The organism is Allobosea sp. LjRoot237 (genome assembly GCF_964253285.1).
Lineage (GTDB): Bacteria > Pseudomonadota > Alphaproteobacteria > Rhizobiales > Beijerinckiaceae > Allobosea.
The window spans coordinates 1,058,130-1,084,895 of record NZ_CAXUQP020000001.1 but is presented as its reverse complement, the minus strand read 5'-3'; the positions used below and the strand labels follow the sequence as shown (position 1 = coordinate 1,084,895).

Below are 26,766 nucleotides of genomic sequence, written 5' to 3'. Positions count from 1 at the left end.
ATGGAACGGACTATCAAACAGCGGCAGTCGTTGGGCAGCGCCGGCAATGCGGCGCGAATTCGCGCCGTCACTTGCTCGGTTGGCTCGGCGTCGTCAAGGCCGTCGCCTCGATCCGGTCGGCGGCGAGGCGGGCGGCACGGGCGCGCTGCTCCGGCGAAAGCCGCTCCAGCAACTGGTCGAGCGTGGCATCGGAGAGGCCTTGCGCGCGGGCGGCGAGATGCCAGGCGGCGGCCTCCGACAGGTCCGGCGAAACGGCGCGGCCGAACTGGTAGAGCTTGGCCAGCCGGTTCTGGGCGATGGCATTGCCCTTGTTGGCCGCGCGGATGAAAAGTCTAGCTGCCGCGCGCTCGTCCTTGGCGACGCCGTCGCCGTTGAACAGCATGATCGCGTACTCGACCTCGCCGGCGATCAGCCCGTTGGCGGCGGCCTTGCCCATCCACTCGGCCGCCATGCCGTCATCCTGCGGCACGCCGCGGCCCATCTTGTAGAGAATGGCGAGCGCATGCTGGGCGTCGCCGAGATCGGCGGCGGCAGCGACCCTGAGGCAGCCTATGGCCCGCTGGTCGTCCTGCGGCCTGCCCGTCGCGAGCAGCGCGATGGCGAGATTGTAGTTGGCGGCGGGATGGCCGGCGGCAGCGGCCTTCTCCAGCAGGGCGCCGGCCTTCTTCGGCTCACGCGTAACGCCGCGTCCCTCCAGCATCGCCATGGCGAGCGCAAAGGTGGCGTTGACGTCACCCTTGTCAGTGGCGAAGCGGTACCACTCGGCCGCGGCCTTGGCGTCGTCACGGACACCGAGACCCTGGCGATAGATCTCGCCGAGCAGCGTCATCGCCGCGGCGTCGTTCGGATCGGCCTCGAGCCGCTTCAGAGCCTCCGACTGGGCCCGCCGATAATGTCCTGCCTGATAGGCGCCGTAAGCCAGGTCCGGCTCCGTCGCGGCGGCGGGTAGAGCGAGGGGCAGCATAAGCGCGACGAGGACCGTAATGGGCCAGCGTCGCAAGGTGCGCGCTCCTGCCTTACGCTGCTCGTGATGTCCAAACCTCGCAAGCAAAGCGCGGGAGCCCTCCCCCCTTGTGGGGGAGGGTTGGGAGAGGGGCGACTGGGCGAGCGTTGAGTCGCTTGCGATCGGCCTCACGGCTGACTACCCCCCTCTCCAGCTCTCCCCCACAAGGGGGGAGAGAGCAGGTCGAGCCTCATCGCGCGATCCTGCGGGCGTGCTGGGCCGCGATCGCAGCATCGGCTTCAGCGACGGCCGCGCGGATGTCGACACCTTCGGCGAACACCCATTCGCCGAGCGCGACGAACTCGGCGCCAGTCTCGATCAGGGTCTGAACGGACTCGGCGTCCGGGCAATAGGCGATGCAGGGCGTCTCGAAGATCTCGGCCCACCAGGAAGCGCGCTCGATCACCGCTGGCAGCGGCGGGAGCGAGCCGTCCGGCCGCGGCTCGCCGAACATGACGTAGTCGACGCCGGCCTCGCCCATATCCATGGCGTCATGGCGCGAGCGCAGGCCCCCTGCCCCGATGATGCGTTCCTGCTTCAGGCTGGAACGGGCATCGGCGATCACATCGGCACCTTGGGTCAAATGGACGCCGTCGGCACCGCCGCGGCTGGCGACCTGAGGTGAAGCCTCCACCACCAGGGCGACGTTCTGCGCCTGCACCGCTGGAGCCAGCGCCTTGACCCGTTCGGTCAGGCTGCGCTCGTCGCCGGGCGCGAGCCGCAGCAGCACGGCGGCGACATCGCCGCCAGCGAAGGCCTGCATCAGGCGAAAGGTGATCGCGCCGGGATCCAGGATCGGCGGCGTGACGAGCATCAGGCGGGTGCGGAGCGGGTTCGTAGTCATGATCTTGCGCGCAAACGGCCTGCGGCGTGATCCAATGTCAAGACCATAAGCCCGGCGACGAGACTCCAGAAGGCCGAGCCGACGCCGAACAGCGACAGGCTCGAAGCGGCGACAGCGAAGGTGACGGCCGCGGCGAAACGGTCCTTGTCGCTCGCCATCGCCTGGCCGAGCGCGCCTGCCAGCGAGCCGACGAGGCCGAGGCCTGCGACCGCGACGATCAGCGCCTTCGGCATGGCGAGGATCAGCGCGAGCAGGAGGCCGGCGGTGGCGGCAATGACGAGCCAGAGGACGGCATACCAGATCCCGGCCTTCCAGCGCTGCTTCGGATCGGGATGGGTGTCGGTGCCGGTACAGATCGAGGCGCTGACCGCCGCCATGTTGACCATATGCGCGCCGGTCGGCGCCGTCAGTAAGGACATCAGCCCGGTGATGAACAGGCAGGACGCGGTCGGCGGCTGATAGCCCGAGGCACGCAGCACGGCAAAGCCCGGCAGGTTCTGCGCCACCATGGTGACGAGATAGAGCGGAATGCCGACACCGACGATGGCGGTCAGGTCGAGCTGCGGGACGATCAGCTCGATATGGGTCAGCGCGACCGGTCCGGCCGGCAGCGTCGCCGTGCCCGTGGCGAAGGCGAGCGCGAGGCCCGCCACCAGCGCCGCGATGACGCCGAGGAAGGGATTCCACAGCCGCGCCAGCAGGAAGACGACGAGCGGCGTCAGCACCAGAGCCGGCTGCAGGCGCATCTCGTCGAAGACGGCGACGACGAAGCGGAAGATCACGCCGGCGAGCATGGCCGCGGCGATGCTCATCGGGATGCGCTCGACCAGCGCACCGAGCGGGCGGAAGGCGGCGGTCGCCATCATCAGCGCGGCGGCAGCCAGGAAAGCACCGACGGCCGAGGCCATGTCGACGCCGCTCGCAGCCGCGATCAGCGCCGCGCCCGGCGTCGACCAGGCACAGATGATCGGCATGCGATGCCGCCAGGACAGGATCAGGCTGGCGAGCCCCTTGGCGATGGCGAGCCCGGCGATCCAGGAGACGGTCTGTCCCGGCGTCGCGCCGAGAGCCTGCGCGGCGGCAAGCACCACCGCAACCGAGGCCGCGTAACCGACGAAGACGGCGACGAGAGCGGAAAAGAGCTGCGACATCAGCCGCTCTGCGGATCCCAGGCTGTCGGCCAGGTCTCAGCGAGCGTGGCGCCAAGGCGCACCGGCCAGGCCGCCTTGGCGAGACCGGTCCGGTCGTCGGTCTCAACAGCGATGCCCGACAGCGTGCCCTCGCCGAGCGCCGGCTCCAGCCGCGAGCCCGGCGTCTTCTGCAGGAAGCGGCGGATCGCCTCCTCCTTCTGCATCCCGAGGATCGACTCGTAGTCGCCGCACATGCCGGCATCGGTCTGGTAGGCGGTGCCGGCCGGCAGCACGCGCGTATCGGAGGTCGGGACATGGGTGTGGGTGCCGACGACGAGGCTGGCGCGGCCGTCGAGATAATAGGCCATGGCGAGCTTCTCGCTGGTCGCCTCGGCATGCACGTCGACGATGACGGCGTCGGCGGCATCCCCCAGCGGGCAGGCGGCGAGCTCGCGCTCGAGCGCGGCGAAGGGGTCGTCGAGCGCGTCCATGAACAGCCGGCCCATGACGTTGACGACGAGGACGCGGGCGCCGTTCCGCGCTTCGATCACGGTCGCGCCACGACCGGGCGTGCCAGGCGGATAGTTCGCCGGCCGGATCAGGCGCGGCTGGCGCTCGATGAAGACCATCGCCTCGCGCTGGTCCCAGGAATGGTTGCCGAGCGTGATGACGTCGGCGCCGGCAGCGAGGGTCTCGTCGCAGATCGCCTCGGTGATACCGAAGCCTCCTGCTGAGTTCTCGCCGTTGATCACGACACAGTCGAGCTTCCAGCGCTCGCGCAGGCCAGGCAGGCGGTCCTGGACGGCAAGGCGGCCGGCGCGCCCGACGATGTCGCCGAGAAAGAGTAGACGCATGACACTATCCAGTGATTGGGCTGCCACATTGCGGCCCGTTCCGTCGCGCTTTCACCTAAGATGCCGTCACCCCGGCCAGAGCGGCGAGGTCGCGCAGGACTTCACGGTTTTGAGGGAAGCACGGCGGGACGACTGCGTCTTGAATGAAAGACGCTTGCTAATGACGTGATCACCGCAGCGAAATCAACAGCAGTGGATCGCCTCGTCCTGCGTGACCACCCAGTCGAGGCGGCGGTCATGGGCCTCGGCGGGCACCGCTTCGATCTCCTGCGCCGCATAGGCGATGCCGATGGTCGCGACCGGCTCGAGCGCGGCGATGGCGCGGTCGTAATAACCCTTGCCGTAGCCGATCCGGTAGCCGCGCCGGTCGAAGGCGGCGAGCGGCACGATCAGGATCGCAGGCCTGACCTCGGCCGCCTCCGGACTCGGCACCAGCGTGCCGAAGCCGCCCGGCACGATCGGCTCCCAGGGCGCCCAGCGCCGGAACAGCATGCGCTTCTCGACGATCGCCGGCAGGCAGAGTGGCAGCCCGCGCTCGTGCAGCGCTTCCAGGATCGGGCGCGGATCGGCCTCCGAGCGCATCGGCCAGTAGGCGGAGACCGGCCCCTCCTTGAACACCGGCAGCGCCAGGGCGCGCGCGACGATCGCCTCGTCCCAGATCAGGCGGTCGTCGAGCTCGAGGCCGTCGCGCCGGGCGAGCGCCTCGGCACGCAGCGCGGCCTTGCGAGAAGAGAGGATGGGAGAATCGGTCATGGGCAGTGCGGAGCCACCTTGGCCGTGGAGATTTCGATCCCGGGACACCTACAAAGTAGGTGGGCGCCGTGTGTCCGGGTCCAGGGACCCGGTCAGGGACAGCTCCCTAGGGAGTCGTATGGGCCCGGGAATACATAACTCGCACGCACCAGGCAGCCCCGCCAAGCCAAGGTAGGATGCATGCCGGCAAAGCGCCAGAGGCGTTTGGTGGAAGGTGTGGGAATTTCGTGCCGTCAGGCACCACGCGCGATGCCGTGCCGGATCACGCGGTCGATCAGGTCGGGATAGGCGATGCCGCTTGCCGCGAGCGCCTTCGGGAACATGCTGATGTCGGTGAAGCCGGGAATGGTGTTGACCTCGTTGACCAGCGCGCTCCCGTCCGGCCGCAGGAAGAAGTCGACGCGGGCCATGCCGTCGCAGCCAAGCGCGTAGAAGGCGCGCTTGGCCAACGCTTGAAGGTTGGTGATGACATCCTCGGGTAGCTCGGCCGGAACCTCGACGCGGGCACCGTCCTCGTCGAGATATTTGGCCTCGTAGGTGTAGAAGCCATAGCTCGCGGCAGCGACGATCTCGCCCGGCAGTGAGACGATCGTCTCGCCATCGGCCTGCTCCAGCACGCTGAGCTCGATCTCGCGGCCTTCGATGAACTCCTCGACCAGGACGACGCGATCGTGCCGGAAGGCCTCGGCGAGCGCCGCCGCGAAAGCCTCGGCGGTCGTCGCCTTGCTGACGCCGACGGAGGAGCCCTGCCGGGCCGGCTTGACGAACAGCGGCAGGCCGAGCGCGGCGCTGGCCTGCTCGAAGCTCAGCGCCTCGCCTTGCCGGACGGTGAGCGAGCGGGCGACGCCGAGCCCGGCCTCGCGCAGGAGCCGCTTGGCGATGTCCTTGTCGAGCGCATTGGCCGAACCGACGATGCCGCAGCCGGCGAGCGGGATGCCGGCGACCGCGGCCAGGCCCTGGACCGAGCCATCCTCGCCGTCGAGGCCATGCAGCACCGGGAAGAGTACATCGATCTTCGGGAGCGTCTGCGGCGCAGCGCCGTCCTGCAGGCGCAGCAGGCGCCCGCGCCCGCCGGGCAGCAGGCAGATCTCGGCGCCGTCCTGCGGGATCGGATCAGGCAGGACGCCGTTCTGCAATTCGAGCTCGCGCCATTGCCCGGCCTTGGTGATCAGGATCGGGACGACATCGTACTTCGCCTTGTCGATCGCCTTCACCACATTGGCGGCGGACATCAGCGAGACCTCATGCTCGGCAGATTTGCCACCGAGGAGAATTGCCACCCGAACCCTGTCGCTCATCGTCCCTGCCTTCATCGACTCATCTCAGCTGCGAGCGTCAGTCAGGCATGATTGAGGAATTGCAAAGGCAGGCGGGAAGAAGTTTTGGCGCAGAGCTATGGCGAAGGGCGCGGGGGAACCCTTCTCCCGTGTGGGAGAAGGGTTCCCCCGCGCTTGTTCGTATGCTCCCGCTTACCCCGTCTGCCCCGGCAGCAGGCTCCGCGCCACCCCCTCGATGCGCTCGGCCGCGGCGACGAGGGCGGCGGCCGCCTTCTCCTCGACCTCGCCGGCGCGCTGGTCGGCGGTTCCCGCGTCACCCTGGATCGATTGCAGCCGGCCTTCGAGCGTCTCGACCTTCTTCTTCAGCTCACTGACCTCGTCGGCGACCATCAGCGCCGCCATGACGTGCAGGCGCATGTCGCCGATCTCGCCGAAGGCCTGGCGCATCTCCTCGATCTTGCCGTCGTAGAAGCTGGCGAGTCCCTCCAGATGCGGCTCCTCGCCCTCGCCGCACGCCATGCGGTAGGCCTTGCCGGAGATGGTGACGTTGACCTGGGGCATCAGGCGTCCTGTTCAGCTTCTTCGTCAGGGCGGACTTCGACGCGCGCGATGACCTCTGCGAGCGCCGTCATGGCGCGGTCGAGCTTGCGATCGACCTCTTCCGCGACACCCTGGACCTGACCGACCCTGGCCATCGCACCGTCGAGTTCGACAGCGAGGCGGGCGCGGTCGTCCTGCATCAGGGTCAGCTCGGTTTCGAGATTGGCCCGGCCGCGCTCGACCTCTAGCCGCCTGCGAGCGGCTGCTTCGAGTTGGCCGAGCGCGCTTTCGAGGCGCGACAGGGCGTGGTCCAGTCCTGGAGACGCCACGCTCCCTCCTCTGCTGGCCGGCCAAGCCGGCTCATCCGATTCGGAAGCCTAGTTTAACAAATATGACGGTGAAAAGCGCTTTGGGCGCTTTGCGCCCCGCACTGCGGTCTCGGCAGTGGATATCCGGGGCAAGTCTGGCGCGTCTGGCCACCTGAAGGACGGCCAAGGCGACTTTCAGCGCAGCAGACCGAGCCGCGCCTGCAGGCTTTCGAGCTGGCCGCGCACCGGGTTCACCGCGATAGGGCGACCCGTGCCGGACATCTGCTCCTCGAGATGGCGAATGCGCTCCTGCAGGCGGCTCGAATGGGCGACGAGGTCGCGCAGGCGCTGCGGCAGGCGCTCCGCCTCGGCATTGGTCGGCTGCAGCATCGATTCGGCGATACGTACCCTGTTGTGCTCGTTGCGCGCCTGCTCGGCGCTCATCTCGCCCTCGGCGACGGCGCGCTGCACCAGCAGCCAGGAGGCGATCTGCATCAGGCGTGTCGTCAACCGCATGCTCTCGGTCGCATAGGTCAGCGAGACCTCGCGCGGCAGCGCCGCCGACTCGGCGCGCCCGTCGCCATCGAGATAGGATGCGGTTGCCTCGACCAGCCCCATTCCTTCGCGGAAGAGCTGCATGAACGCGTCCGATTTGACAAAGCCGCGCGCGAACGAGATCGCGCCGTCCTTGGCCCCGGGCCTCAGCATCGTCAGATCGGTCATACCATGTCTCCAATCGGCACAATGGCGCGCGATTGAAGGACGCGACGCCGACTCCTGCCGGGACATCGCAAGGATAACGCCGTAGCGTTGTCGGCGCCGCGGTAACGTGTCGTTAAGGTTAACGGTGCCATGGTCCGGGCCCGGCGACGCCCCTGCCCGCTCGACCAATCCGGGCCGAAGCCAAAAAAAGAGCCGCCCCGAAGGCGGCTCGAAGGTCAACAGGGAGGCGTCAAACAGAGTGGGCAGGAGCCACTCGATATCCAGACAAACTGGATGATGCGATTCATACTTTGGAATCGTTAAGCGACCGTTAACGCCGCCCGAAAACGCGACAAATTCGAACGATTCCGGTTCAGTTCGTGAATGTCAGCTTCAGGCCGAAGCGGTCGCTGTGGAGATGCTCGTTCAGGGTATAGCGATACGTCGCGCCAAGGCTGACGCGGGGCGCGAGCTCGCGCCTGATCTCGATGCTGTGTCCGCCCAGCACTGTGACCGGAGCCTGCACGACGACGACGGTATTCGGCAGCTTGAGCCTGAACGCGGCGAGGGGCTTGCCGCCATCCTCGCGCAGCCCAAGGCTGGCGATGTCCTCATCGGCCATCGCGGGAACTGCCAAGGTTGCAGCGAGTGCAAGAACGATGCTGAACGCGCGCATGTGTTTCTCCGGCGTCAACGAGGGCGAGCGCGCGACCGGGCCGCCGCATGCGGCCCGCATTCACACAAATCCTCTGGTGTTATCGAAGTGGATTCGCCCGACATCCCGTCGGTGCGGCGCGGCAATCTCAGGCCGCTTCCATCCTTGCGGCTAAGATAGCCGCTTCGGCCCTCGACGCGAAGATGAATATCCGTTCATCGGCTGGCGCATCTTGTCGCGTGGCAGGAAGGACGCAACCATCCCGCGAAGTGCCGGCGGCCCGGCCTTCGCTCTTGACCGCCGCAGTTTCGCCTCAGGCCTTCTTCTGGAAGAAGGCATCGGCAGCCGAGCGTGACGCCGCCTTCTTCTCCCGCGCTTCCTGCAGCCGCGCGATCTCCGCTTCGAGGAGGGCGATCCGCTCGTCGAGCTCGGCGACGGCCAGCTGCGACAGGTCCTGCCCGATCTCGTGAGCGCGCTTCGGCGCCGGGCGGTCGTCGTCGAGAAATCCAGCCATCGCAGCCTCGCCTTGCATCCTCCGGACGCGAGAGCTTAATCGGACGCGAACGCCAGCACCACAGGCGAGGAGATAGCCATGACTGCCCTGCCCGCGATGATGACCGCCATCGGCTTCGATGCCCCCGGCGGCCCGGAGGTCCTGAAACCGCAGCAGCGCCCGGTGCCGCAGCCGGGTCCCGGGCAGGTCCTGGTCCATGTCGCGGTCGCCGGCGTCAACCGGCCCGACGTCTTGCAGCGCATGGGCGGCTACGCTCCGCCGCCCGGCGCCTCCGATATTCCCGGTCTCGAGATAGCCGGCCGGATCGTCGCCCTCGGCGAAGGCGTCTCGCGCTACGAGGTCGGCGACCAGATCTGTGCGCTCGTCGCCGGCGGCGGCTATGCTCAGTACGCCGTGGTCCACGAAGACAATGCCCTGCCAATCCCGGCTGGGCTGTCGCTGGAGGAAGCCGGCGCGATTCCGGAGACCTATTTCACCGTCTGGACCAATGTCTTCCAGCGCGGCAGCTTGAAGAAGGGCGAGAGCTTCCTGGTGCATGGCGGCACCTCTGGCATCGGCACCACCGCGATCCAGCTCGCCAAGGCTTTCGGCGCGACGGTGCTGGCAACCGCGGGGTCGGACGAAAAATGCGCCGCCTGCCGCGAACTCGGCGCCGACCACGCCATCAATTACCGCAGTGAGGACTTCGTCGCCGCGGCGAAGGCAGCAACCGGCGGGCGGGGCGTCAACCTGATCCTCGACATGGTCGGCGGCGACTATATCAACCGCAACTACGACGCTGCCGCCGAGAGCGGCCGCATCGTCCAGATCGCCTTCCTCAACGGGCCCAAGGCCGAGGTCAATTTCAGCCGCCTGATGATGAAGCGGCTGACCCATACCGGCTCGACCCTGCGCCCGCGCACCATTGCCGAAAAGGCTGCAATCGCACGCGAGCTCGAGGAGAAGGTCTGGCCCCTGCTGACGGGACGGCGCTGCAAGCCGGTGATCCATGCACGCTTCCCGCTCGAACAGGCAGCGGAGGCGCACCAGCTGATGGAGAGCAACGCCCATATCGGCAAGATCGTGCTGACGGTATGAACGGCGCTGATCCGACCCCAATCGTGGCGAACATCACATCGACGCGTCATCCCGGACAAGCGGCGGAGCCGCGCAGCTCCGGGATCCATCGCAGGGCTCCGGCGCTCTACGATGGATCCCGGCGCTCCGCTTCGCTACGGCCGGAATGACGCGGAGAATGAATGGACCCGAGGGCAGCCCCCTGCCGCACGCTTTCCATGGACAGCGATCTCGGCTTTGCCTATAAGGCGCGCCATCCTCCTCATCGTCGATGATTTGGATGACCGGCCGGGGCGGCCGGTCTGCGCCTGAGAGCTATTGCCCGCGACATTCCAGGAGACGGCCCGTGTCACAAACGCCGCTGATGCCGAAAGCCACTGCGGTCTGGCTGGTCGAGAACACCTCGCTGACCTTCGAGCAGATCGCCGAGTTCTGCAAACTGCATCCGCTCGAGGTGCGCGGCATCGCCGACGGCGAAGTCGCCGCCGGCATCAAGGGACTCGACCCGATCACCTCCGGCCAGCTCACCCGCGAGGAGCTCGAACGCGCCGCCAAGAACCCGGCGCACCAGCTCAAGCTCGCCGAGCGCAAGGTCAAGGTGCCGGAGATCAAGCGCACCAAGGGGCCGCGCTACACCCCGGTCTCGAAGCGCCAGGATCGGCCCAACGCGATCCTCTGGCTGCTGCGCAACCATCCCGAGCTCAAGGACGCGCAGATCATCCGCCTGATCGGCACGACCAAGACAACGATCGCCCAGATCCGCGACCGCACCCACTGGAACGCCCAGCAGCTGCAGCCGATCGACCCGGTCAGCCTCGGCCTCGCCTCGCAGATCGACCTCGATTTTGAGGTGGCTCGCGCTGCCAAGGATCGCCCGGCCATGGTCGTGCAGAACACCGGCTCGACCCTGCTGCCGGCCGAGGAGACCACCGCGCCCGCGCCGGCGCCGGCCTCCCAGCCCTTCGCCGACATGAGCCGGCCGAAGCGCGAGGAAGAAGAGAAGATCGACGTCGATTCGGTCTTCGCCAAGCTGAAGCAGCTCAAGCGCCCGGCCGAAGACGAGGACGACGAGCACTGAGCTCGACGAGCTGATCGAAGCTGGAGGTGAGCGATTGTGATGACCGATCTCACCTTCACCTTCCTCGGCACCGGCGCGCCGCCCGTCAGCCTGCGCCGGGCCGGCCCCGCCCATCTCGTCGAGGCGGATGGTCTCAAGCTTCTCATCGATTGCGGCTCTGGCGTCAGCCAGCGCCTCGTTGCCGCCGGCCATGCCGGGGCGCAGATCGATGCGCTCATCGTCACGCATGAGCATTCCGACCATCTGGTCGACTTCTACCAGCTCGTCGTCTCGTCCTGGCATCAGGGCCGCAGCCGGCCCTGGCGGGTGCTCGCGCCCGAACCGGCGCTTGCCAATTTGCGCGGCCAATACGAGGCCTTCGCCCGCGAGCGCGCCTTGCGCATCGCCTTCGAGAAGCGCCCCGATGCGATCGGCCTCGAGGTCGTCTTCGAGGAATTGCGCGAGGGCCCGGTCGCGGGGCTGGGCGCCCTTGCGGTCGAGGCTTTCCTCGTCGACCACAAGCCGGTCGAGCCGACCTTCGGACTATCATTGTCGGCGGCCGGCAGCCGCATCGTCTTCTCCGGCGACACGCGCCTGACACCGTCGCTGAAGCAGGCTGCGCACGGCTGCGACCTGCTGGTCTGCGAGGTCTTCATCGACAACCAGATGCCGGTCACCGCCGGTGTCCGCTCGGCCGAGACCGTCGCCTCGGTCCAGAGCTACCACATGACCCCGGCAGTCGTGGCTGGCCTCGCCGAGCGCGCCGGCGTCAAGGCGCTGGCGCTGACCCATCTCGTCCCGCCAGGAGCCGACACGGCGGCGCTGTTCGCTGAGGTCCGGGCCGGCGGCTATGCCGGACCGCTGATCGTCGGCGAGGATCTGATGCGATTGGAGCTGCCGGCGCGCTTGCTGCGCTGGAACGCCGCCGCGTTAGGATTCTGATCGCCGGCGCGCTGGCTCAGGCCGCCCGGCGCAATCCCGTGCTAGCCTGCCCGCCATCGAGCCGGAAGCTGCCAGCCAACCTCGCGACCGCTTCGGCCGCCTCCGCCATGCCGCGCCCGGCAGCAGCGGTGCGCGCCGCCGCCTGGGCGTTGTCCTGGGTAGCGGCGTCGATCTCGACCAGCGCCCGCTCGATCGCGCCGACGCCCTGAGATTGCTCTGCCGTCGCCTGGCTGATCTCGCCGAAGGCCTGCGCGACCTCCTCGACCTCGCCGGAGATGGTGGTGAGGCTTGCGCCGGCCGCGCGCACCAGTTTCACACCCTCATCCACATGCAGCTTGGTCTCGCCGATCAGCGCCCGCACATCGCGTGCGGCATCGGCCGATTGCTGGGCGAGCCGGCGGACCTCGGTCGCGACCACGGCGAAACCGCGCCCGCCCTCCCCGGCCCGCGCCGCCTCGACCGAGGCGTTCAGCGCCAGCAGGTTGGTCTGGAAGGCGAGCCCGTCCATCACTTCGACGATATCGACGATCCGGCGCGACTGCTGGTCGATCTTGTCGATCGCCTCGACCGCGCGGCCGGCCACCGCAACGCCTGCACCGGCATCGTCTGCGGTCGCGCGCGCCTTGCGCGCCGCCGCCTGGACGATGTCCGAAGTCTGGCGAACCGTCGCCGCGATCTCCTCGATGACGCTGGAGGTGTCCTGGATCGCGCTGGCCTGGCTTTCGCCGCGTTGCGACAGGTCGAGCGTCGCCGAGAGGATGTCCTCGGCTGTGATGCGCGTTTGCCCTGCGTTCTGCACCACAGCCGCCAACGCCGCGGCCAGCGCTTCTGTCGAGCGATTGAAATTGCCGGCGACGGCGGCGAGCCGCCCTTCGAACCCGGTCGACATCCGCACCGTCAGATCACCATCGGCGAGGGCAGCGAGGGCCTGGTCGGTTTCGTCAAGGAAGCTCTCGCAGGCCCCCGTCAGCTCGTCGATGCCGCGCACCAGCGCGCTGAAGCGGCCGAGCTCGGCGGTCTGCGCGGTCCGGACCGAAAAGTCGCCGCGCTTGGCCGCATCGACCACGATCGAGACCGCCTCGATCAGCCGCGCCTCGATGTCGCCCCGCCCGGTTTCCGCCTCTGCACTGTCATGGCGCAGCGCCTCGGCGCTCTCCTGGTTCAGCAGCGCCGTGGCCGCCGCCTCGTCGGCCTGGTCGAGCGCAGCCGCGAGCCGGTGGGCAATCCAGATCAGCGCGCCCGCCTCGGCCAGCAGGATGACGGCATGGACGACGACGCGGAGAAACTCGCTGCCATCGGGGAACACCGCTGCCGGATAGGCGAAGTTGAGGACGAGGTGATGTACCGCCACGACCGCCGTCGCAGCCAGGATCGAGCGCCAGCAGCACCAGGCTGTCATCACCGCGAGCGCCGCGAAGAAGGCCATATGCAGGTCGATCTGGTAGCGGGTGCCCTCGCAGGCGAAGACCAGCAGCGCCACCTGCCCGTTCACCGCGATGGTCGAGATCAGCCGCGTCGACAGGCCGATCCCGTCGGAGCGCCAGGCCAGCGTTGTCGCTGCGGCCAGCAGGGTCGAGACCAGCCCGATCGCGATCAGCGCCGGATGACCGGCGAGCCAGGCGACGGCGCAGGTCACCGGCACCAGCAGCCACTGCCCCGTCATGAGCGGTGCAGCGAAGGCCCGGCGAAACGTCTCGAGGCTCAGGCTCATGGGGATCGTCTCGCTGAAATGAGGGGATCGCGCGCCTGACCGGAACAGCCGCCGCCCAGCCCTGCCAGGACGAGCGCGGCGCCGGATTGGTAGAGGCGCGTTGAAAAGCCGGGGGATTGCGAGCGGGCCAGCAAGCCGAAGCGGCCGATCGGGGCGAGGATGACACCGTCCGCCCGGCTCACCGCCTCTACGGCTTGAGCGGAGCTGCTGGCGAGCACGAGCACGATGGCCCCTTCCCGCGGGGCCAGCACGACACCGACCGGCGCGAGCAACGCGCCGATCGCCAAGGCCAGAGGTCCGACGCGTGGGCGAAGCGCCATCGTTTAAATCCGACAGGATAACCGCCTGCGATCCTGAACGATTTTATTTAAAACAACGTAAAGTTGTACTTTCGTCGAACTGTGCGAGAGCGCTTTTCAGCCCAGCCCCCTGCCCTTCAGCGCCACGCCGATCTCAGCCAGCACGGCCGGGTCCTCGATCGTCGCCGGCATCGCGTACTCCTCGCCATCGGCGATCTTCTTCATCGTCGCGCGCAGGATCTTGCCGGAGCGCGTCTTCGGCAGCCGTGCCACCGTGATCGCGAGCTTGAAGGCGGCCACGGGACCGATTTTGTCACGCACCAGCCCGACCAGCTCTTTCTCGACCTCGGCCGGCGACTGCGTCACCCCGGCCTTCATCACGACGAAGCCGCAGGGCTGCTCGCCCTTGAGCGCATCCCTGATGCCGACCACGGCGCACTCCGCCACGGCCGGATGCGAGGCCAGCACCTCCTCCATGCCGCCGGTCGAGAGCCGGTGGCCGGCGACATTGATGATGTCGTCGGTGCGGCCCATGATGAAGACATAGCCGTCCGCGTCGATGAAACCGGCATCCGAGGTGTTGTAGAAGCCCGGATAGGTCTCGAGATAGGCGCTGCGGAAGCGGGCATCGTCCTGCCAGAGCGTCGGCAGTGCGCCGGGCGGCAACGGCAGCTTGGCGACGATCGCGCCCATCGTGCCAGGCGGAACCGGCTTGCCGCCCTCGTCGAGGCACTGGATGTCGTAGCCCGGCAGCGGCACACTCGGCGAGCCGTGCTTGATCGGCAGCAAGCCGAGGCCCACCGGGTTGCCGACCATGCAGGCGCCGCTCTCGGTCTGCCACCAATGGTCGACGACCGGCACCCCGAGCACCTCCTCGGCCCATTTCAACGTATCGGGATCGGCCCGTTCGCCGGCGAGGAAGAGCGTGCGGAATTGCGAGAGGTCGTAGTTCTTGAGATAGGTCGCCTGCGGATCCTCCTTGCGGATGGCCCGGAAGGCGGTCGGCGCGGTGAACATCGCCACCGCCTTGTGCTCGGCGATCACCCGCCAATAGGCGCCGGGATCGGGCGTACCGACCGGCTTGCCCTCATAGAGGATCGAGGTCGCGCCCAGCAGCAGCGGCCCATAGACGATGTAGCTGTGGCCGACGACCCAGCCGACATCGGAGGCGGTGAACATCACCTCACCGGGCTTGACGTCGTAGAGCTGCATCATCGTCGCCAGCAGCGCGACCATGTGCCCGCCATTGTCGCGCATCACGCCCTTGGGCCTGCCGGTGGTGCCGGAGGTATAGAGCACATAGAGCGGATCGGTCGCGGCGACCTCGACGCAATCGGCCTTGCGGCCATTGGCGCGGGCGGCGGCGACGAGCGTGCGCCAGTTCTTGTCGCGGGTGACATGCATCGAGGCGTCGACCTGCGGCCGCTGCAGCACGATGCAGGCGTCGGGCTTGTGGCTGGCAATGTCGATCGCCGCGTCGAGCAGCGGCTTGTACTCGACCACGCGCGTCGGCTCGATGCCGCAGGTCGCGGTCAGGATCAGTTTCGGCGCGGCGTCGTCGATTCGGGTCGCCAGCTCCTTGGCCGCAAAGCCGCCGAACACCACCGAATGCACGGCGCCGATCCGGGCGCAGGCCAGCATGGCGATGGCCGCTTCGGGGATCATCGGCATATAGAGGATGACGCGGTCGCCCTTGCCGACGCCCTGGTCCTGCAGCACGGCCGCGAGCGTCGAAACCTCGTCGAGCATCTGCGCGTAGGTGAAGCTCGCCTTCGTACCGGTGACCGGGCTGTCATAGATCAGCGCCGTCTGCTCGGCCCGGCCGTCGCGGACATGCCGGTCGAGCGCGTTGAAGCAGGTGTTGCAGCTCGCATCGGGGAACCAGCGGCCATAGATGCCAGCGCTCGCATCGAAGATCGTCTGGGGCGGCTTGATCCACTCGACGCCCGCCGCGATCTCGGCCCAATAGGCTTCAGGGTCCTGCTGCCAGGCGGCATAGGTCTGCGCATAACGGCTTGCATGGCTGGCAGTCATCAAAAGCGTTCCTCTTCGCCGGGTATTCGGCCTAGAGCTTCGTTCCGGGCTGGCCGTCTGCGGGCCGGATTTGGCACGGGATCGTGCCCATGTCCGCCGCTTGCGTGCAAGCGCTCCTCTGTCAGACTTTCAGCGCAACCGGATGGGCTGCGCTGCACAACCGGCGCTCGGCCGGCAGCCGCGCGGGACGATGACCTTCGACCTCACCTTCTTCGCCGTCATGGTTCCCGCTGTCATCCTGATGGGGCTGTCCAAGGGTGGCTTTTCGGGCCTCGGCCTGCTCTCGCTGCCGCTGATGGCGCTGATCGTCTCGCCGGTGCAGGCGGCGGCGATCATGCTGCCGATCCTGATCATCCAGGACGTCGTCACCGTCTGGTCCTATCGGCGCGAATTCGACCGCCGGAACCTGGCGACGCTCCTGCCCGGCATGCTGCTTGGCGTGCTCGCGGGCTACCTCCTGGCGGCGAAGGTCTCCGACGCGGTCGTCGGCCTCGCGGTCGGGGTGATCTCGATCGGGTTCGCGCTGCGCCGCCTCCTCGCCGGCAAGACCGCGGCGCAGCCGGTGACGAAAGCGAACTATGCGGCCGGGACGGTCTGGGGCGTGATCTGCGGCTTCACCAGCATGATCGCCCATGCCGGCGGCCCGCCCTTCCAGATCTATGTGATGCCGCAGCGCCTGCCGCCGGCCGTCTTCGTCGGCACCGGCGCGCTGTTCTTCGCACTGATGAACTGGATCAAGGTGCTGCCCTATTTCATCCTCGGCCAGTTCAGCCCGCAGAACCTCGCCGCTTCGGCCGCGCTCGCGCCGGTCGCGATCCTCTCGACCATTGCCGGCGTCTGGCTCGTCAGGCGCGTTCCGGCCGAGCGCTTCTACACCATCATCTACTGGCTGCTGATCGCGGTCGGCCTGAAGCTCGTCATCGAGGGGCTCGGCGGCCTGCGCCTGTAGCCGCGACGTCAGCCCCACCTGAACGCGCCAGCAGCCGATCCAGCGCAACGAACACCAGGCCGATAACGAGGAACACGCCCGCGATCCCGAGCGCGTTCAGAGCGACGCGCTCATAGCCGAGCGCCGCGGCATTGATGAAGGGATAGGGATAGAAGCCCGAGACCGCGCCGCGGATCAGCGCCCAGGCGAGATAGAGCAGCGGATAGGCCAGCCAGGCGACCGCCATCGCCCAGCGCAGCCTGCCCTTGCGCACGAAGGCCAGCCAGAAGCCGACATAGAGGGCCGGCATGACATAGTGCAGCATGATGTTCGCCTGCCATTGCAGGCCGGCGGGCGCCCAGATCCGGCGCAGCAATGTGAAGTAGATCAGCCAGACGACGACGATATAGCTCGCCACCGCTGCCTGAGCAGGTGGCCGGCCCAGAATGCCGCGCCCAGGCGCGAGCGCAGCCTGCGTCAGCGTCGACGCCACGAGGATATTGGTCAGGATGGTGAAGAAGTTGAAAAAGCGGGCCAAGACCTCGGCCGACGACCAGCCCTGTTCTGCCCCTTCCATTGCGATCAGATAAAACTGGAGCGCAAGCACCGCCCAGCCAATGATGGCGCCGCCTGCCGCAACGATCCGCATGGTTCGCCTCCGCCGATCATCACCATCCTGCCGACCCATGTCCTGGCTAGCAAGCCACCGCCGGCGATTGCACCGCCTCGGAAAAAGAGATGGATTACCGTTAGCCCCGCAAGCCGCTAATCCTGCGGTGACGCGACGGCAGAAGGCGCCCCGATGAAGACCACGCCCTACGACACCGATCTCGACCGCAACCCGGCGAACTTCCAGCCGCTCTCGCCATTGCCCTTCCTCGAGCGTGCGGCAAGCGTCTTCCCGAACCACGTCGCCGTCATCCATGGTCCGCTGCAGCGGAATTATGCCGAACTCTACGCCCGCACCCGCCGCCTCGCCTCGGCGCTGAAGCAGCATGGCATCGGCAAGAACGACACCGTCGCGGCGATGCTGCCAAACACCCCGGCCATGCTCGAATGCCATTACGGCGTGCCGATGTGCGGCGCCGTCCTCAACACGCTCAACACCCGCCTCGACGCCGCGATCATCGCCTTCTCGCTCGACCATGGCGAAGCCAGGGTGCTGATCGCCGACCGCGAGTTCTCCAGGACGGTCAAGGAGGCGCTGTCGCTCTGCAAGGTAAAGCCGCTGGTCATCGACTATGACGACCCCGTCTATGACGGCCCGGGCGAGCGGCTCGGCAGCGTCGAGTACGAAGATTTCCTGGCGCAGGGCGATCCCGGTTTCGACTGGGTCATGCCATCGGACGAATGGGACGCGATCGCGCTGAACTACACCTCCGGCACCACCGGCGATCCCAAGGGCGTGGTCTACCACCATCGCGGCGCCAACCTGCTCGCGACCTCGAACGTGCTCACCGGTGGCATGGGCCGGCACCCGGTCTATCTCTGGACCCTGCCGATGTTCCACTGCAATGGCTGGTGCTTCCCCTGGACGATCTCGCTCCTCGCCGGCACCCATGTCTGCCTGCGCCAGGTCCGGGCCAGGGCGATGTACGATGCGCTGGCCGACCATAGCGTCACCCATATGTGCGGCGCGCCGATCGTGATGTCGGCGCTGCTCAACGCGCCCGATGCCGAGCGCCGCAGCTTCGCCCAGAAGGTCAACTTCTTCACCGCCGCGGCGCCGCCGCCGGAAGCCGTGCTCGCCGGCATGGCGCAGGCCGGCTTCAACGTCGTCCATCTCTACGGGCTGACCGAGGTCTATGGCCCGGCCGTCGTCAATGAGTGGAACGGCGCCTGGGACGCCCTGCCGGGCGGCGAACAGGCGGCGCTGAAGGCGCGCCAGGGCGTGCGTTACCCCGCGCTCGAAGGTCTCGATGTCCGCGATCCCGAGACGATGCAGCCGGTGCCCCATGACGGGCAAACGCTCGGCGAGGTGATGTTCCGCGGCAATGTCGTGATGAAGGGCTATCTCAAGAACCCGAAATCGACAGCCGCCGCCTTCGAGGGCGGCTGGTTCCATTCCGGCGATCTCGGCGTGATGCATCCCGACGGCTACATCCAGCTCAAGGATCGCTCCAAGGACATCATCATCTCCGGCGGCGAGAACATCTCCTCGATCGAGGTCGAGGACGCGCTCTACAAGCATCCCGCCGTGCAGGCCGCCGCCGTGGTCGCCCGCCCCGATGAGAAATGGGGCGAGACACCCTGCGCCTTCGTCGAGCTGAAGCCCGGTCAGAGCGCGACGCAGGATGAGATCATCGCCTGGTGCAAGACTCTGCTCGCCTCGTTCAAATGCCCGCGGACCGTGATCTTCACCGAGGTCCCGAAGACCTCGACCGGCAAGATCCAGAAGTTCAAGCTGCGCGAGATGGCGCGGGCGCTGTAGTGGCTCGGACTCACAGCTCCTCGGCCGCCCAGTCTCCAACACGAGCCAGGAACCTATCCGCGGCGTCCAGCTCGGCGAGAGCGATCCACTCGTTCGGCTGATGCGCCTGCGCAATCGAGCCGGGGCCGCAGACCAGCGCCGGAATGCCTGCCTGCTGGAAGAAGCCGGCTTCGGTCCCGAACGGCATCGCGATCGGCGGCCATAGTCCACCGAGCCCGCGCGCCACTGCGACGGCTGGATCGTCCGGGACGCAACTGAGCGGCGGCACGTTCGCCAGCGAGACCGTTTCGACGCCGACCCCGGCAGCCAGCCCAGTCGCTAGGCCCTCGACAACGGCGAGCACGGCATGCGCGGCAGCCTCATCGGGCGGCCGGAACTCCCAGACGACCTCGCAGCGTTCGGGGATGATGTTGATGGCGCTGCCACCCTCGATCCTGCCGATGTTGATGGTGGTTCCGCCGTCGCCGCCACCCAGCGCAGCGAGTACCGCGATAAACGCCGCCGCGGGCTCGATCGCGCTGGCGCCGAGACGCGGATCGCTCGAATGGGCGGCGCGGCCATGGAAGACGCTGCGATAGCCGTAGAAGCCGCGATGGCTGAGCCCGATCTGCATCTGCGTCGGTTCGCCGATGATCGCGAGCGCCGGCAGCGGGCCGTGCGCGAGCATGTCGGTGATCAGGAGCGGGACGCCGAGACAGCCGATCTCCTCGTCATAGGACAGGGCAAGATGGATCGGCCGTCGCAGCTCCCGGGCCCGCCAACCCGGAACGGCTGCAAGGCAGGCGGCGACGAAGCCCTTCATGTCGACGGCGCCGCGGCCATGCAGGCGCCCATCCCGGCTCGCGAGCACGAACGGATCGCTCGCCCAATCCTGATCATCGACCGGAACAACATCGGTATGTCCCGAGAGGACGATGCCGCCCGGCTCATCCCGCCCGATCGTCGCCAGGATATTGGCCTTTTCTCCCGACACGTCGCTGGTCAGGCGCACACGTGCGCCTGCATGTTCGAGATAGTCGGCGGCCCAGTGGACCAGATCGAGATTGGAGCGTCGCGAGGTGGTGTCGAAGGCCACGAGCCTGCGCAGGATCCCGGTGGTATCCATGATCGTCCTCAGAGCCGGGACGCGCCGGGTTGCCGTGCCGGCGGCCGCCGGGCACCCATCCAGTTCCCGGTCGCGAGGGAAAAGCCGGCGAGGATCAGCGCCATGCCGACGAGGTGAAAGCCGCGCACCGGCTCGCCCAGAACCGCGACCGCGAGCAGGGCCGTGAACAGCGCCACCAGATGGAACGAGACCCCGGTGACGCTGGGTCCGAGCGTCGCCACGCAATGGCCCCAGAGGATGAAGGCGAGCAGCGAGGCGAACACGCCGATATAGAGGACTGCCGCAATCGAGCCCGCATCGGTCGGAATGCGCGCACCATGCATCAGCTCGAAGGCCCAGAACGGTGCGAGCACCAGGAGGCCGGCGGCCATGGTGGCGGCCAGGAAGACCAGCGGACTTATGGCTGCCGGCTTGCGCCGCAGCAGGACGGAATAGATCGCGTAATTCGCAACGGCGATGAGCACGAGGAACTCGCCGCCATCGGCCCGCAGCGCGCCGAGCTGCTGGAGATCGCCGCGTGCGACGATCCAGACCACGCCGGCGAAGGACACCGCGATGCCGGCGAGCGTCCGGCGCGAGACGCGCTCGACCCCGAGCGCGAATGCGGCCAGCGGCACCATCAGCGGCAGGGTCGAGTTGAGGAAGGCGACGCTGGCGGCAGGTGTCGTCCGCAAGGCGAGGTATCCGAGCGCGTTGTAGCCGGCGACGCCGAAGGCACCGCAAGCGACGATCAGGACAAGGTGCTGCCGCAGCAGCGCCCGCTCCCGCCAGGCCTGCCGGCCGATGAAAGGGGCAAGGCAGGCCAGCGCCACGAGCCAGCGCCCGACCGCGAGCGAAACCGGCGGAAAGCTTGCGCCGAGCGCGCGGCCGAGGACGAGATTTCCCGCCCAGAACAGCGGCGGCAGCCACAGCAGCAGGAGCGGCCGTTGCCAGAGCCCCTTCAGGACAGCACGCATGGCCGGCTCAGGCACCTTCGAGGCCGATGCGAAGGCGCCGGTTATGGCGGCCCTTGTTGTCGATCCTCAGGATGCGCAGCGGGCGCGACGCCCCCGTCGCCGCCAGATGCGTGCCGCCGCAGGCCTGTCGGTCGAGGCCGGCGATCTCGACGACCCTGATCCTGCCATCGGCCGTCGGCGGCGGCGTGACCGAGCGCGAGCGGATCAGGCCGGGCTCGTCGAAAGCCTCGTCCTCGGTGACATAGCTTTCGCGAACCGGCAGATCCTGCCTGATCACGTCGTTGATCGCGCCTTCGAGGCCGCGCAAGCGCTCGTTGTCGGCCTCCGGCAGGTCGAAATCGATCCGCGCGGTGCCGTCCTCGTTCATCTGCACGCCGGTCACGAGCGCACCGTCGAAGCCCTGGTAGACGAGCGCATTGACGATGTGCAGATCGGTATGCAGCTCGCGCATGAGCTGCCGAAACGGACGATCGACCTGCGCAACCACAGTGCCCGAGGGCATGACCGGCTCGGCGAGCAGATGCCAGATGCCGTCGGCTTGCGTCTCGAAGCCGGTGAGCGCGACCTCGCCGCCCGACCAGTGCAATCTGCCCCGGTCGGCAAGCTGGCCGCCGCCGCCGGGATAGAACGGCGAGCGATCGAGCAGGACGCGGCCCGGCTCGGCACCCACGACCACGGCTTCGAGGTCGAACACCTCCGGCTCGTCCAGGCAGAAATAGCGCATCACCCGAAGACTCCTTTTCGATGAGGAGTCTGGCGGCCTGGTTCAGTGCGGTATTGGCGGAAATTGATCGATCAGCGGCCTGCGCCGACAGACCCCGCTCTCTGGTATTGCAGCGGCGTGATCCCGAACGAGCGCTTGAAGTGCCGGGTCAGCGCGCTCTGGTCATAGAAGCCGCTGGCCAGGGCCGTTTCCGCAATGGGTGCGCCGGCCTTCAGCTGCCGGATCGCCGTCTTCAAGCGGAGCTGGGTCAGATAAGCGTGAGGCGTCAGCCCGACCGTGCGCTTGAACAGGCCGATGAGCTGGAACGGCGTCATCTCGACCCAGAGCCCCATCTCATTCAGCGTCAGCCCGCTCTCAGCATGCTGGGCGGTCATCCGCTTTGCCACGCGCGAAAGGGCCGTTTCGTCTCGCGGTGCGATCGGGATCGGCCGAGCTTGATCGCCATGGCGGCGGAAGAGCTGGCCGAAGCTCGCGACCAGGAGTTCGCGCTCTTCGAGCGGATCGTGACCATCGTCCAGGCTGCGATGCAGGCGGGAAAAGGCCGCGATCAGATCGGCATCGGCAAGGACATTGCGCGTGAAATAGGCTGGCTGCGCGATCCCGAGATCGGCGGTCACCGCGTCGATCGCGGGTTGCGTCAGATAGATCGAGCGATAGCGCCAGCGCTCGCTCCGGCCCATGCGGCCGGAATGGGGCTCGGCGGGGTTGAAGACCAGCAGCACGCTCTCGCGGGCTTCGTCAGAGCGGCCGCGACTCTTGAACTCGGAGCCGCCGCTCTCCGTCACGGCGACGACGAAGGCGTCGTGCTGATGGGGCGCATAGTCATGCGTCGTGAAGTCGGCGTGAAGGCAGCTGAGGCCATCGATGCCGGGGGCGTTCCAGTAGCGGGTGGTGTTGCGTGGATCGACACGAGGCAACGGCACGTCTCCCTGTCTCGACTGATTCTTGCATTGTTGGCCGAGCGCTTCAAACCCGGGGCAGTGGATCGCCACCGATTCTGCCGTTCTCGCCCCTTGCCTCCGCCAGCTCGCAACAAATCCGGGACCTGAGTTCTCATAAAGAAAAACCGGCCCCTCTCAGGGCCGGCGATCCGCATTCTGCGTGAGTTCGATGCGGGCCGCCGCGGCCCGCGCTGTCATTTTAGTGTAGTGTCGGTGACGGCATGGTGAGCCGCACCCGCTCGATCTCATCCTTCAGCAGCAGCTTCTTTCGCTTGAGCTCGGCCACGCTGAGATCGTTCGACGAGGGACTTGATACCGCCTGGGCGATAGCGTCCTCGAGTTGGCGATGCTTGCGTTCAAGCTCGGCGAGATGTGTCTGCAGCGACATCTGGATCCTCCTGATGAGCGTTCTGGCAGGGTGAAGTCTGACACAGAGCCGGCTTCGCGTCTGCGGGGCAGACGTGCACCGCACCATGAGTTTCTGTGATCCCTTCCGAGACCTTTCCCGAGGCGCGTGAATGCGAGCGAGCCAGTCTGCATTCGCCAGGACAGCGCCCTTGCCGCGCCGCCCGTGCCTGCGCATAGTCGCGCCCGATCGCGGCGATGATGAGACGGCTTCATGGGATTCGAACTGAGCCCGGAGGAGATCGAGGTCCTGGAGGCTGAGTTGGCGCGGCTGCGCGAGGAGCACCGCGATCTCGACAGCGCGATCGACGCGCTCGAACGGCTCGGTCCGGTCAACCAGATCCAGATCCAGCGGCTGAAGAAGCGCAAGCTCTATCTGCGCGACCGCATCTCCTATCTCGAAGATCAGCTGACACCGGACATCATCGCCTAGGCTGCGGGAATTCCGCAGGAATCCCGATTCCGCGCTTGCCTGTGACGCTGCGGCCGGTCTAGATCGCGCGCTTCCTCCCTCCTGCCGGGAAGCGTGCATTTTCATGGCCGAGCCGACCCCTCCCGTCGCCATCATAATGGGCAGCCAGTCCGACTGGGCGACGATGCGCCACGCCGCCGAGACGCTCGGCGAGCTCGGCATCGCCTTCGATGCGCGCATCATGTCGGCCCACCGAACGCCCGACCGGATGTACGCCTTCGCCAAGGGCGCCAGGGCGGAAGGCTTCAAGGTCATCATCGCCGGCGCCGGCGGCGCGGCGCACCTGCCGGGCATGACCGCCTCCCTGACTCCTCTCCCCGTCTTCGGCGTCCCGGTCGAGTCCAAGGCGCTCTCCGGCCAGGACAGCCTGCTCTCGATCGTGCAGATGCCGGGCGGCATCCCGGTCGGCACGCTCGCTATCGGCAAGGCCGGCGCGATCAACGCCGCCCTGCTCGCAGCCGCCGTCCTCGCGCTCTCCGACGCCGATCTCGCCGAGCGGCTCGACGCCTGGCGCGCCAGGCTGAGCAGTGCCGTCGCCGAACGCCCGAAGGACGAGGCATGAGCCAGCCCGATCCGCGAGGGCTCGGCCCCGGCGCCGTGCTCGGCATCCTCGGCGGCGGGCAGCTCGCCCGCATGCTGGCGCTGGCCGCGGCCGATCTCGGCGTGCGCGTGCACATCTTCGCCCCGGACACCGACAGCCCGGCCTATGAGGTCGCCGCCCGCCACACCATCGGCGCCTATGAGGACGAGGCGGCGCTCGCCAGCTTCGCCGATGCCGTCGACGTCGTGACCTACGAATTCGAGAACGTGCCAGCGGCGACGGCAGCCTTCCTCGCCGCCCGCACGCCGCTGCATCCCGGGGCGCGGGCGCTCGCGGTGACGCAGGATCGTCTCAGCGAGAAGCGCTTCGTCGCCGGACTTGACCTTGCTGTCGCGCCGTTCGAGGCCATCGACTCGCTCGCCGATCTCGAGCAGGCTATCGTCAGGCTCGGCCGCCCCGCCGTGCTCAAGACGCGGCGCTTCGGCTATGACGGCAAGGGGCAGGTCAAGATCGCCGATGGCGTCGATCTCACGCAGGCCTGGGACGAGATCGGCCATTTCCCGGCGATCCTCGAGGGCTTCGTGACGTTTTCGCGCGAGGTCTCGGTCGTCGCCGCCCGCGCCGCCGACGGCTCCTTCGCCGCCTTCGACGTCTGCGAGAACGAGCACCGCGACCACATCCTCGCCCTGACGCAGGTGCCGGCGCGTATCGGCTGGGCCGCCGCCGACGGCGCCATCGAGGCGGCGCGACGCATCGGCGAAGCCCTGTCCTATGTCGGGGTCTTCGCTGTCGAGTTCTTCGTGGTCGAGGACAAGACCGGCGAGCATGTCGTCGTCAACGAGATCGCCCCGCGCGTGCACAACTCCGGACACTGGACCAGCGAGGGGGCACAGACCTCGCAATTCCACCAGCATGTCCGCGCCGTCTGCGGCTTTCCGCTCGGCGCGACGGCGCGGCGCGGCCATGTCACCATGCAGAACCTGATCGGCGATCAGGCGAATGACTGGCAGGCCATTCTCGCCGAGCCCGGCGCGCATCTGCACCTCTACGGCAAGCGTGAGGCGAGGCCCGGCCGCAAGATGGGCCACGTCACCCGCATCCTCCCCGAGGCTGGCTGAACGCCTCTAGCCCTCTAAAACCGCGCATTTTGGACGGTTTTGCCGCGGTGCGGCGTGGACAGGTCGCGGGAATTCTGGTATCCGCACCACTTTCGCGGCGATCTTTCCCCGGAGAGGTCGCCGCCCGGATTCCGGGCCACCGACAACGACGGACACTAAGACGTGCAGGTTCTCGTTCGCGACAACAACGTCGATCAGGCGCTGCGGGCGCTGAAGAAGAAGATGCAGCGTGAGGGCATCTTCCGTGAGATGAAACTCCGCGGCCATTACGAGAAGCCGTCCGAGAAGAAAGCACGCGAGAAGGCCGAGGCCGTCCGCCGTGCCCGCAAGCTGATCCGCAAGAAGCTGCAGCGCGAGGGCCTCCTGCCGGCACCGGTCAAGCCGAAGCGTCCCGAGCGCCCCGCTCGGCCGGTCTGACCAGCACCACGAAACTCGGCTGCTGCCACCAAGTGCTCTGGTTTTTGTCTGCGCCTGGAGCTTCTCCGGGCGCAATTGTTTTTGTAGCGTCGTTAACCAAACTTTGTCAGGGCTTGGGCGTTTTGGAGGACGGCGGCGCACCGGGGCGGTCGCGCCGCATGGCAGGCGAGAGCTTGAGTGATGGGTAAGAACATGGTCACAGGCAGGAACTGGCTGATCGCGACGGGCCTCGCGCTCGCGCTCGCAGGCTGCGACACGGTGAGCATGGGCTCCGGTGCCGGCGTTGCCGAACTCCAGACCGAGAACACCGAGGCCGCCAGCGTCAATATCGGCTCGCTCAGCGAGGTGGTCAGCCGCAATCCGAACGACCCGCAGGCCTATAACACCCGCGGCGCAGCCTATGCCCGCGTCGGCCGCTATTCAGATGCGATCTCCGACTTCACCAAGGCGGTGCAGATCGATGCCAATTTCGCGCCAGCCTACACCAACCGTGGCCTGGCCCTGCGCCAGACCGGGCGCAACGACGCCGCGCTGCAGGACTTCAACCGCGCGACCACGGCCAATCCGAACTACGCCCCGGCTTACATCGCCCGTGCCAATCTGCTGCGCGTGCAGGGCAACAGCCAGCAGGCGCTGGCCGACCTCAACAGCGCGATCCGCCTCAACCCGGAAGCCGCCGAGGCGTTCCATGCCCGCGGGCTGGTCTACCAGAAGGAAGGCCAGCACCAGCACGCCGTCACCGATTTCGACTCGGTGATCGACCGCAACCCCTATACCGCCCCGCCCTACATCGCCCGCGGCGAGAGCCTCAACGCGCTGGGCAAATACGACTCGGCGCTCGAGGACTTCACCGCTGCGCTGAACGTCGACAATCGCAATGCCGCGGCCTGGGCCGGCCGCGGCTTCGCCTTCGAGAAGCAGGGCAAGAAGACCGAGGCGAGCGAGGCCTATCAGCGCGCGCTCGGCCTCGACGGCAACAACCAGATCGCTCGCGCCGGCTCGGCCCGTCTCGGCGGCGGTGGCGGAATGTTCCGCTTCTGAGGCACTCG

30 protein-coding genes and 1 other RNA gene are annotated in these 26,766 nt (G+C 67.7%); 10 read left to right on the top strand and 21 right to left on the bottom strand.

Annotated elements, in window-relative coordinates; translation table 11 throughout:
• Positions 1–67: 67 nt before the first annotated feature.
• The 12 genes from ACSQ24_RS05180 to ACSQ24_RS05125 all read right to left on the bottom strand — a co-directional run bounded on the left by ACSQ24_RS05180 (position 68) and on the right by ACSQ24_RS05125 (position 8,580).
• Positions 68–1,000, bottom strand: a complete 933-nt coding sequence (locus ACSQ24_RS05180) for a tetratricopeptide repeat protein (RefSeq protein WP_436093656.1) — start codon at positions 998–1,000, stop codon at positions 68–70.
• A gap of 193 nt (positions 1,001–1,193) precedes the next feature.
• On the bottom strand, positions 1,194–1,847 hold the full coding sequence (locus tag ACSQ24_RS05175) for a thiamine phosphate synthase (protein WP_436093655.1): 654 nt from the start codon (positions 1,845–1,847) through the stop codon (positions 1,194–1,196).
• On the bottom strand, positions 1,844–2,998 hold the full coding sequence (locus ACSQ24_RS05170; RefSeq protein WP_436093654.1) for a benzoate/H(+) symporter BenE family transporter: 1,155 nt from the start codon (positions 2,996–2,998) through the stop codon (positions 1,844–1,846). The genes ACSQ24_RS05175 and ACSQ24_RS05170 overlap by 4 nt, the downstream gene beginning before the upstream one ends.
• Positions 2,998–3,831 (bottom strand): TIGR00282 family metallophosphoesterase, encoded by an 834-nt coding sequence (locus ACSQ24_RS05165; protein WP_436093653.1) that lies wholly within the window; start codon positions 3,829–3,831, stop codon positions 2,998–3,000. The genes ACSQ24_RS05170 and ACSQ24_RS05165 overlap by 1 nt, the downstream gene beginning before the upstream one ends.
• 183 nt (positions 3,832–4,014) lie before the next feature.
• Entirely contained in the window at positions 4,015–4,584 is a 570-nt protein-coding gene (locus tag ACSQ24_RS05160) for a 5-formyltetrahydrofolate cyclo-ligase (RefSeq protein ID WP_436093652.1), read from the bottom strand.
• A 6-nt stretch (positions 4,585–4,590) separates the two neighbouring features.
• A non-coding RNA gene (ssrS, locus tag ACSQ24_RS05155) (6S RNA) lies at positions 4,591–4,746 on the bottom strand.
• 71 nt (positions 4,747–4,817) lie between these two features.
• On the bottom strand, positions 4,818–5,882 hold the full coding sequence (locus tag ACSQ24_RS05150; protein WP_436093651.1) for a D-alanine--D-alanine ligase family protein: 1,065 nt from the start codon (positions 5,880–5,882) through the stop codon (positions 4,818–4,820).
• A 171-nt stretch (positions 5,883–6,053) separates the two neighbouring features.
• Entirely contained in the window at positions 6,054–6,422 is a 369-nt protein-coding gene (locus ACSQ24_RS05145) for a cell division protein ZapA (RefSeq protein WP_436093650.1), read from the bottom strand.
• A complete protein-coding gene (locus tag ACSQ24_RS05140; protein WP_436093649.1) occupies positions 6,422–6,730 on the bottom strand; it encodes a DUF4164 family protein in 309 nt (102 codons plus the stop codon). The genes ACSQ24_RS05145 and ACSQ24_RS05140 overlap by 1 nt, the downstream gene beginning before the upstream one ends.
• 174 nt (positions 6,731–6,904) lie before the next feature.
• Positions 6,905–7,432 carry a protease adaptor protein RcdA gene (gene rcdA, locus ACSQ24_RS05135; RefSeq protein WP_436093648.1) on the bottom strand — a complete coding sequence of 176 codons (528 nt, stop codon included), beginning with the start codon at positions 7,430–7,432 and terminating at the stop codon, positions 6,905–6,907.
• Between the two features lie 352 nt (positions 7,433–7,784).
• The gene (locus ACSQ24_RS05130) at positions 7,785–8,087 is read right to left on the bottom strand and encodes a hypothetical protein (protein WP_436093647.1); all 303 of its coding nucleotides are present in this window, start codon (positions 8,085–8,087) and stop codon (positions 7,785–7,787) included.
• Between the two features lie 292 nt (positions 8,088–8,379).
• Complete coding sequence (locus ACSQ24_RS05125) at positions 8,380–8,580, bottom strand: DUF1192 domain-containing protein (RefSeq protein WP_436093646.1); 201 nt, start codon at positions 8,578–8,580, stop codon at positions 8,380–8,382.
• A gap of 78 nt (positions 8,581–8,658) precedes the next feature.
• On the opposite strand from ACSQ24_RS05125, the gene ACSQ24_RS05120 reads away from it, so the two are divergent.
• The 3 genes from ACSQ24_RS05120 (at position 8,659) to ACSQ24_RS05110 (ending at position 11,635) form a co-directional block, all read left to right on the top strand.
• Positions 8,659–9,657, top strand: a complete 999-nt coding sequence (locus ACSQ24_RS05120) for an NAD(P)H-quinone oxidoreductase (RefSeq protein ID WP_436093645.1) — start codon at positions 8,659–8,661, stop codon at positions 9,655–9,657.
• Positions 9,658–9,982: 325 nt separating this feature from the next.
• Entirely contained in the window at positions 9,983–10,714 is a 732-nt protein-coding gene (locus ACSQ24_RS05115; RefSeq protein ID WP_436093644.1) for a DUF1013 domain-containing protein, read from the top strand.
• 39 nt (positions 10,715–10,753) lie between these two features.
• Complete coding sequence (locus ACSQ24_RS05110) at positions 10,754–11,635, top strand: MBL fold metallo-hydrolase (RefSeq protein ID WP_436093643.1); 882 nt, start codon at positions 10,754–10,756, stop codon at positions 11,633–11,635.
• A 16-nt stretch (positions 11,636–11,651) separates the two neighbouring features.
• Here ACSQ24_RS05110 and ACSQ24_RS05105 read toward each other — a convergent pair whose 3' ends face one another.
• The 3 genes from ACSQ24_RS05105 to ACSQ24_RS05095 form a co-directional block, all read right to left on the bottom strand.
• A complete protein-coding gene (locus ACSQ24_RS05105; protein ID WP_436093642.1) occupies positions 11,652–13,346 on the bottom strand; it encodes a methyl-accepting chemotaxis protein in 1,695 nt (564 codons plus the stop codon).
• Positions 13,343–13,633, bottom strand: coding sequence for a hypothetical protein (locus ACSQ24_RS05100; RefSeq protein ID WP_436093641.1), 291 nt, complete (start codon positions 13,631–13,633; stop codon positions 13,343–13,345). The genes ACSQ24_RS05105 and ACSQ24_RS05100 overlap by 4 nt, the downstream gene beginning before the upstream one ends.
• Positions 13,634–13,762: 129 nt before the next feature.
• On the bottom strand, positions 13,763–15,679 hold the full coding sequence (locus ACSQ24_RS05095) for a propionyl-CoA synthetase (RefSeq protein WP_436093640.1): 1,917 nt from the start codon (positions 15,677–15,679) through the stop codon (positions 13,763–13,765).
• 190 nt (positions 15,680–15,869) lie between these two features.
• On the opposite strand from ACSQ24_RS05095, the gene ACSQ24_RS05090 reads away from it, so the two are divergent.
• Positions 15,870–16,628, top strand: coding sequence for a sulfite exporter TauE/SafE family protein (locus ACSQ24_RS05090; protein WP_436093639.1), 759 nt, complete (start codon positions 15,870–15,872; stop codon positions 16,626–16,628).
• On the opposite strand, the gene ACSQ24_RS05085 is transcribed toward ACSQ24_RS05090, so the two are convergent.
• Positions 16,597–17,256 carry a Pr6Pr family membrane protein gene (locus tag ACSQ24_RS05085; RefSeq protein ID WP_436093638.1) on the bottom strand — a complete coding sequence of 220 codons (660 nt, stop codon included), beginning with the start codon at positions 17,254–17,256 and terminating at the stop codon, positions 16,597–16,599. The genes ACSQ24_RS05090 and ACSQ24_RS05085 overlap by 32 nt on opposite strands.
• Before the next feature lie 153 nt (positions 17,257–17,409).
• Between ACSQ24_RS05085 and ACSQ24_RS05080 the strand changes: the two genes are divergently transcribed.
• A complete protein-coding gene (locus tag ACSQ24_RS05080) occupies positions 17,410–19,038 on the top strand; it encodes an acyl-CoA synthetase (protein ID WP_436093637.1) in 1,629 nt (542 codons plus the stop codon).
• A 10-nt stretch (positions 19,039–19,048) separates the two neighbouring features.
• Here the strand turns inward: ACSQ24_RS05080 and argE are convergent, their stop codons facing one another.
• The 5 genes from argE to ACSQ24_RS05055 all read right to left on the bottom strand — a co-directional run bounded on the left by argE (position 19,049) and on the right by ACSQ24_RS05055 (position 23,152).
• The gene (gene argE, locus ACSQ24_RS05075; protein WP_436093636.1) at positions 19,049–20,143 is read right to left on the bottom strand and encodes an acetylornithine deacetylase; all 1,095 of its coding nucleotides are present in this window, start codon (positions 20,141–20,143) and stop codon (positions 19,049–19,051) included.
• An 8-nt stretch (positions 20,144–20,151) separates the two neighbouring features.
• Positions 20,152–21,099 (bottom strand): DMT family transporter, encoded by a 948-nt coding sequence (locus tag ACSQ24_RS05070; RefSeq protein WP_436093635.1) that lies wholly within the window; start codon positions 21,097–21,099, stop codon positions 20,152–20,154.
• A 7-nt stretch (positions 21,100–21,106) separates the two neighbouring features.
• Positions 21,107–21,823 carry an alanyl-tRNA editing protein gene (locus tag ACSQ24_RS05065; RefSeq protein ID WP_436093634.1) on the bottom strand — a complete coding sequence of 239 codons (717 nt, stop codon included), beginning with the start codon at positions 21,821–21,823 and terminating at the stop codon, positions 21,107–21,109.
• Between the two features lie 71 nt (positions 21,824–21,894).
• Entirely contained in the window at positions 21,895–22,746 is an 852-nt protein-coding gene (locus ACSQ24_RS05060) for an AraC family transcriptional regulator (RefSeq protein ID WP_436093633.1), read from the bottom strand.
• A 217-nt stretch (positions 22,747–22,963) separates the two neighbouring features.
• Positions 22,964–23,152: a YdcH family protein gene (locus tag ACSQ24_RS05055; RefSeq protein WP_057190633.1), complete on the bottom strand. Its 189-nt coding sequence runs from the start codon at positions 23,150–23,152 to the stop codon at positions 22,964–22,966.
• 231 nt (positions 23,153–23,383) lie between these two features.
• Between ACSQ24_RS05055 and ACSQ24_RS05050 the strand changes: the two genes are divergently transcribed.
• The 5 genes from ACSQ24_RS05050 to ACSQ24_RS05030 all read left to right on the top strand — a co-directional run bounded on the left by ACSQ24_RS05050 (position 23,384) and on the right by ACSQ24_RS05030 (position 26,758).
• The gene (locus ACSQ24_RS05050; protein WP_110488657.1) at positions 23,384–23,602 is read left to right on the top strand and encodes a YdcH family protein; all 219 of its coding nucleotides are present in this window, start codon (positions 23,384–23,386) and stop codon (positions 23,600–23,602) included.
• Positions 23,603–23,705: 103 nt separating this feature from the next.
• The gene (gene purE / locus ACSQ24_RS05045; RefSeq protein ID WP_436093632.1) at positions 23,706–24,203 is read left to right on the top strand and encodes a 5-(carboxyamino)imidazole ribonucleotide mutase; all 498 of its coding nucleotides are present in this window, start codon (positions 23,706–23,708) and stop codon (positions 24,201–24,203) included.
• Complete coding sequence (locus tag ACSQ24_RS05040; protein ID WP_436093631.1) at positions 24,200–25,300, top strand: 5-(carboxyamino)imidazole ribonucleotide synthase; 1,101 nt, start codon at positions 24,200–24,202, stop codon at positions 25,298–25,300. The genes purE and ACSQ24_RS05040 overlap by 4 nt, the downstream gene beginning before the upstream one ends.
• 162 nt (positions 25,301–25,462) lie before the next feature.
• Complete coding sequence (gene rpsU / locus ACSQ24_RS05035; RefSeq protein ID WP_436093630.1) at positions 25,463–25,717, top strand: 30S ribosomal protein S21; 255 nt, start codon at positions 25,463–25,465, stop codon at positions 25,715–25,717.
• A gap of 180 nt (positions 25,718–25,897) precedes the next feature.
• Positions 25,898–26,758, top strand: coding sequence for a tetratricopeptide repeat protein (locus ACSQ24_RS05030; protein WP_436093629.1), 861 nt, complete (start codon positions 25,898–25,900; stop codon positions 26,756–26,758).
• Positions 26,759–26,766: the final 8 nt, after the last annotated feature.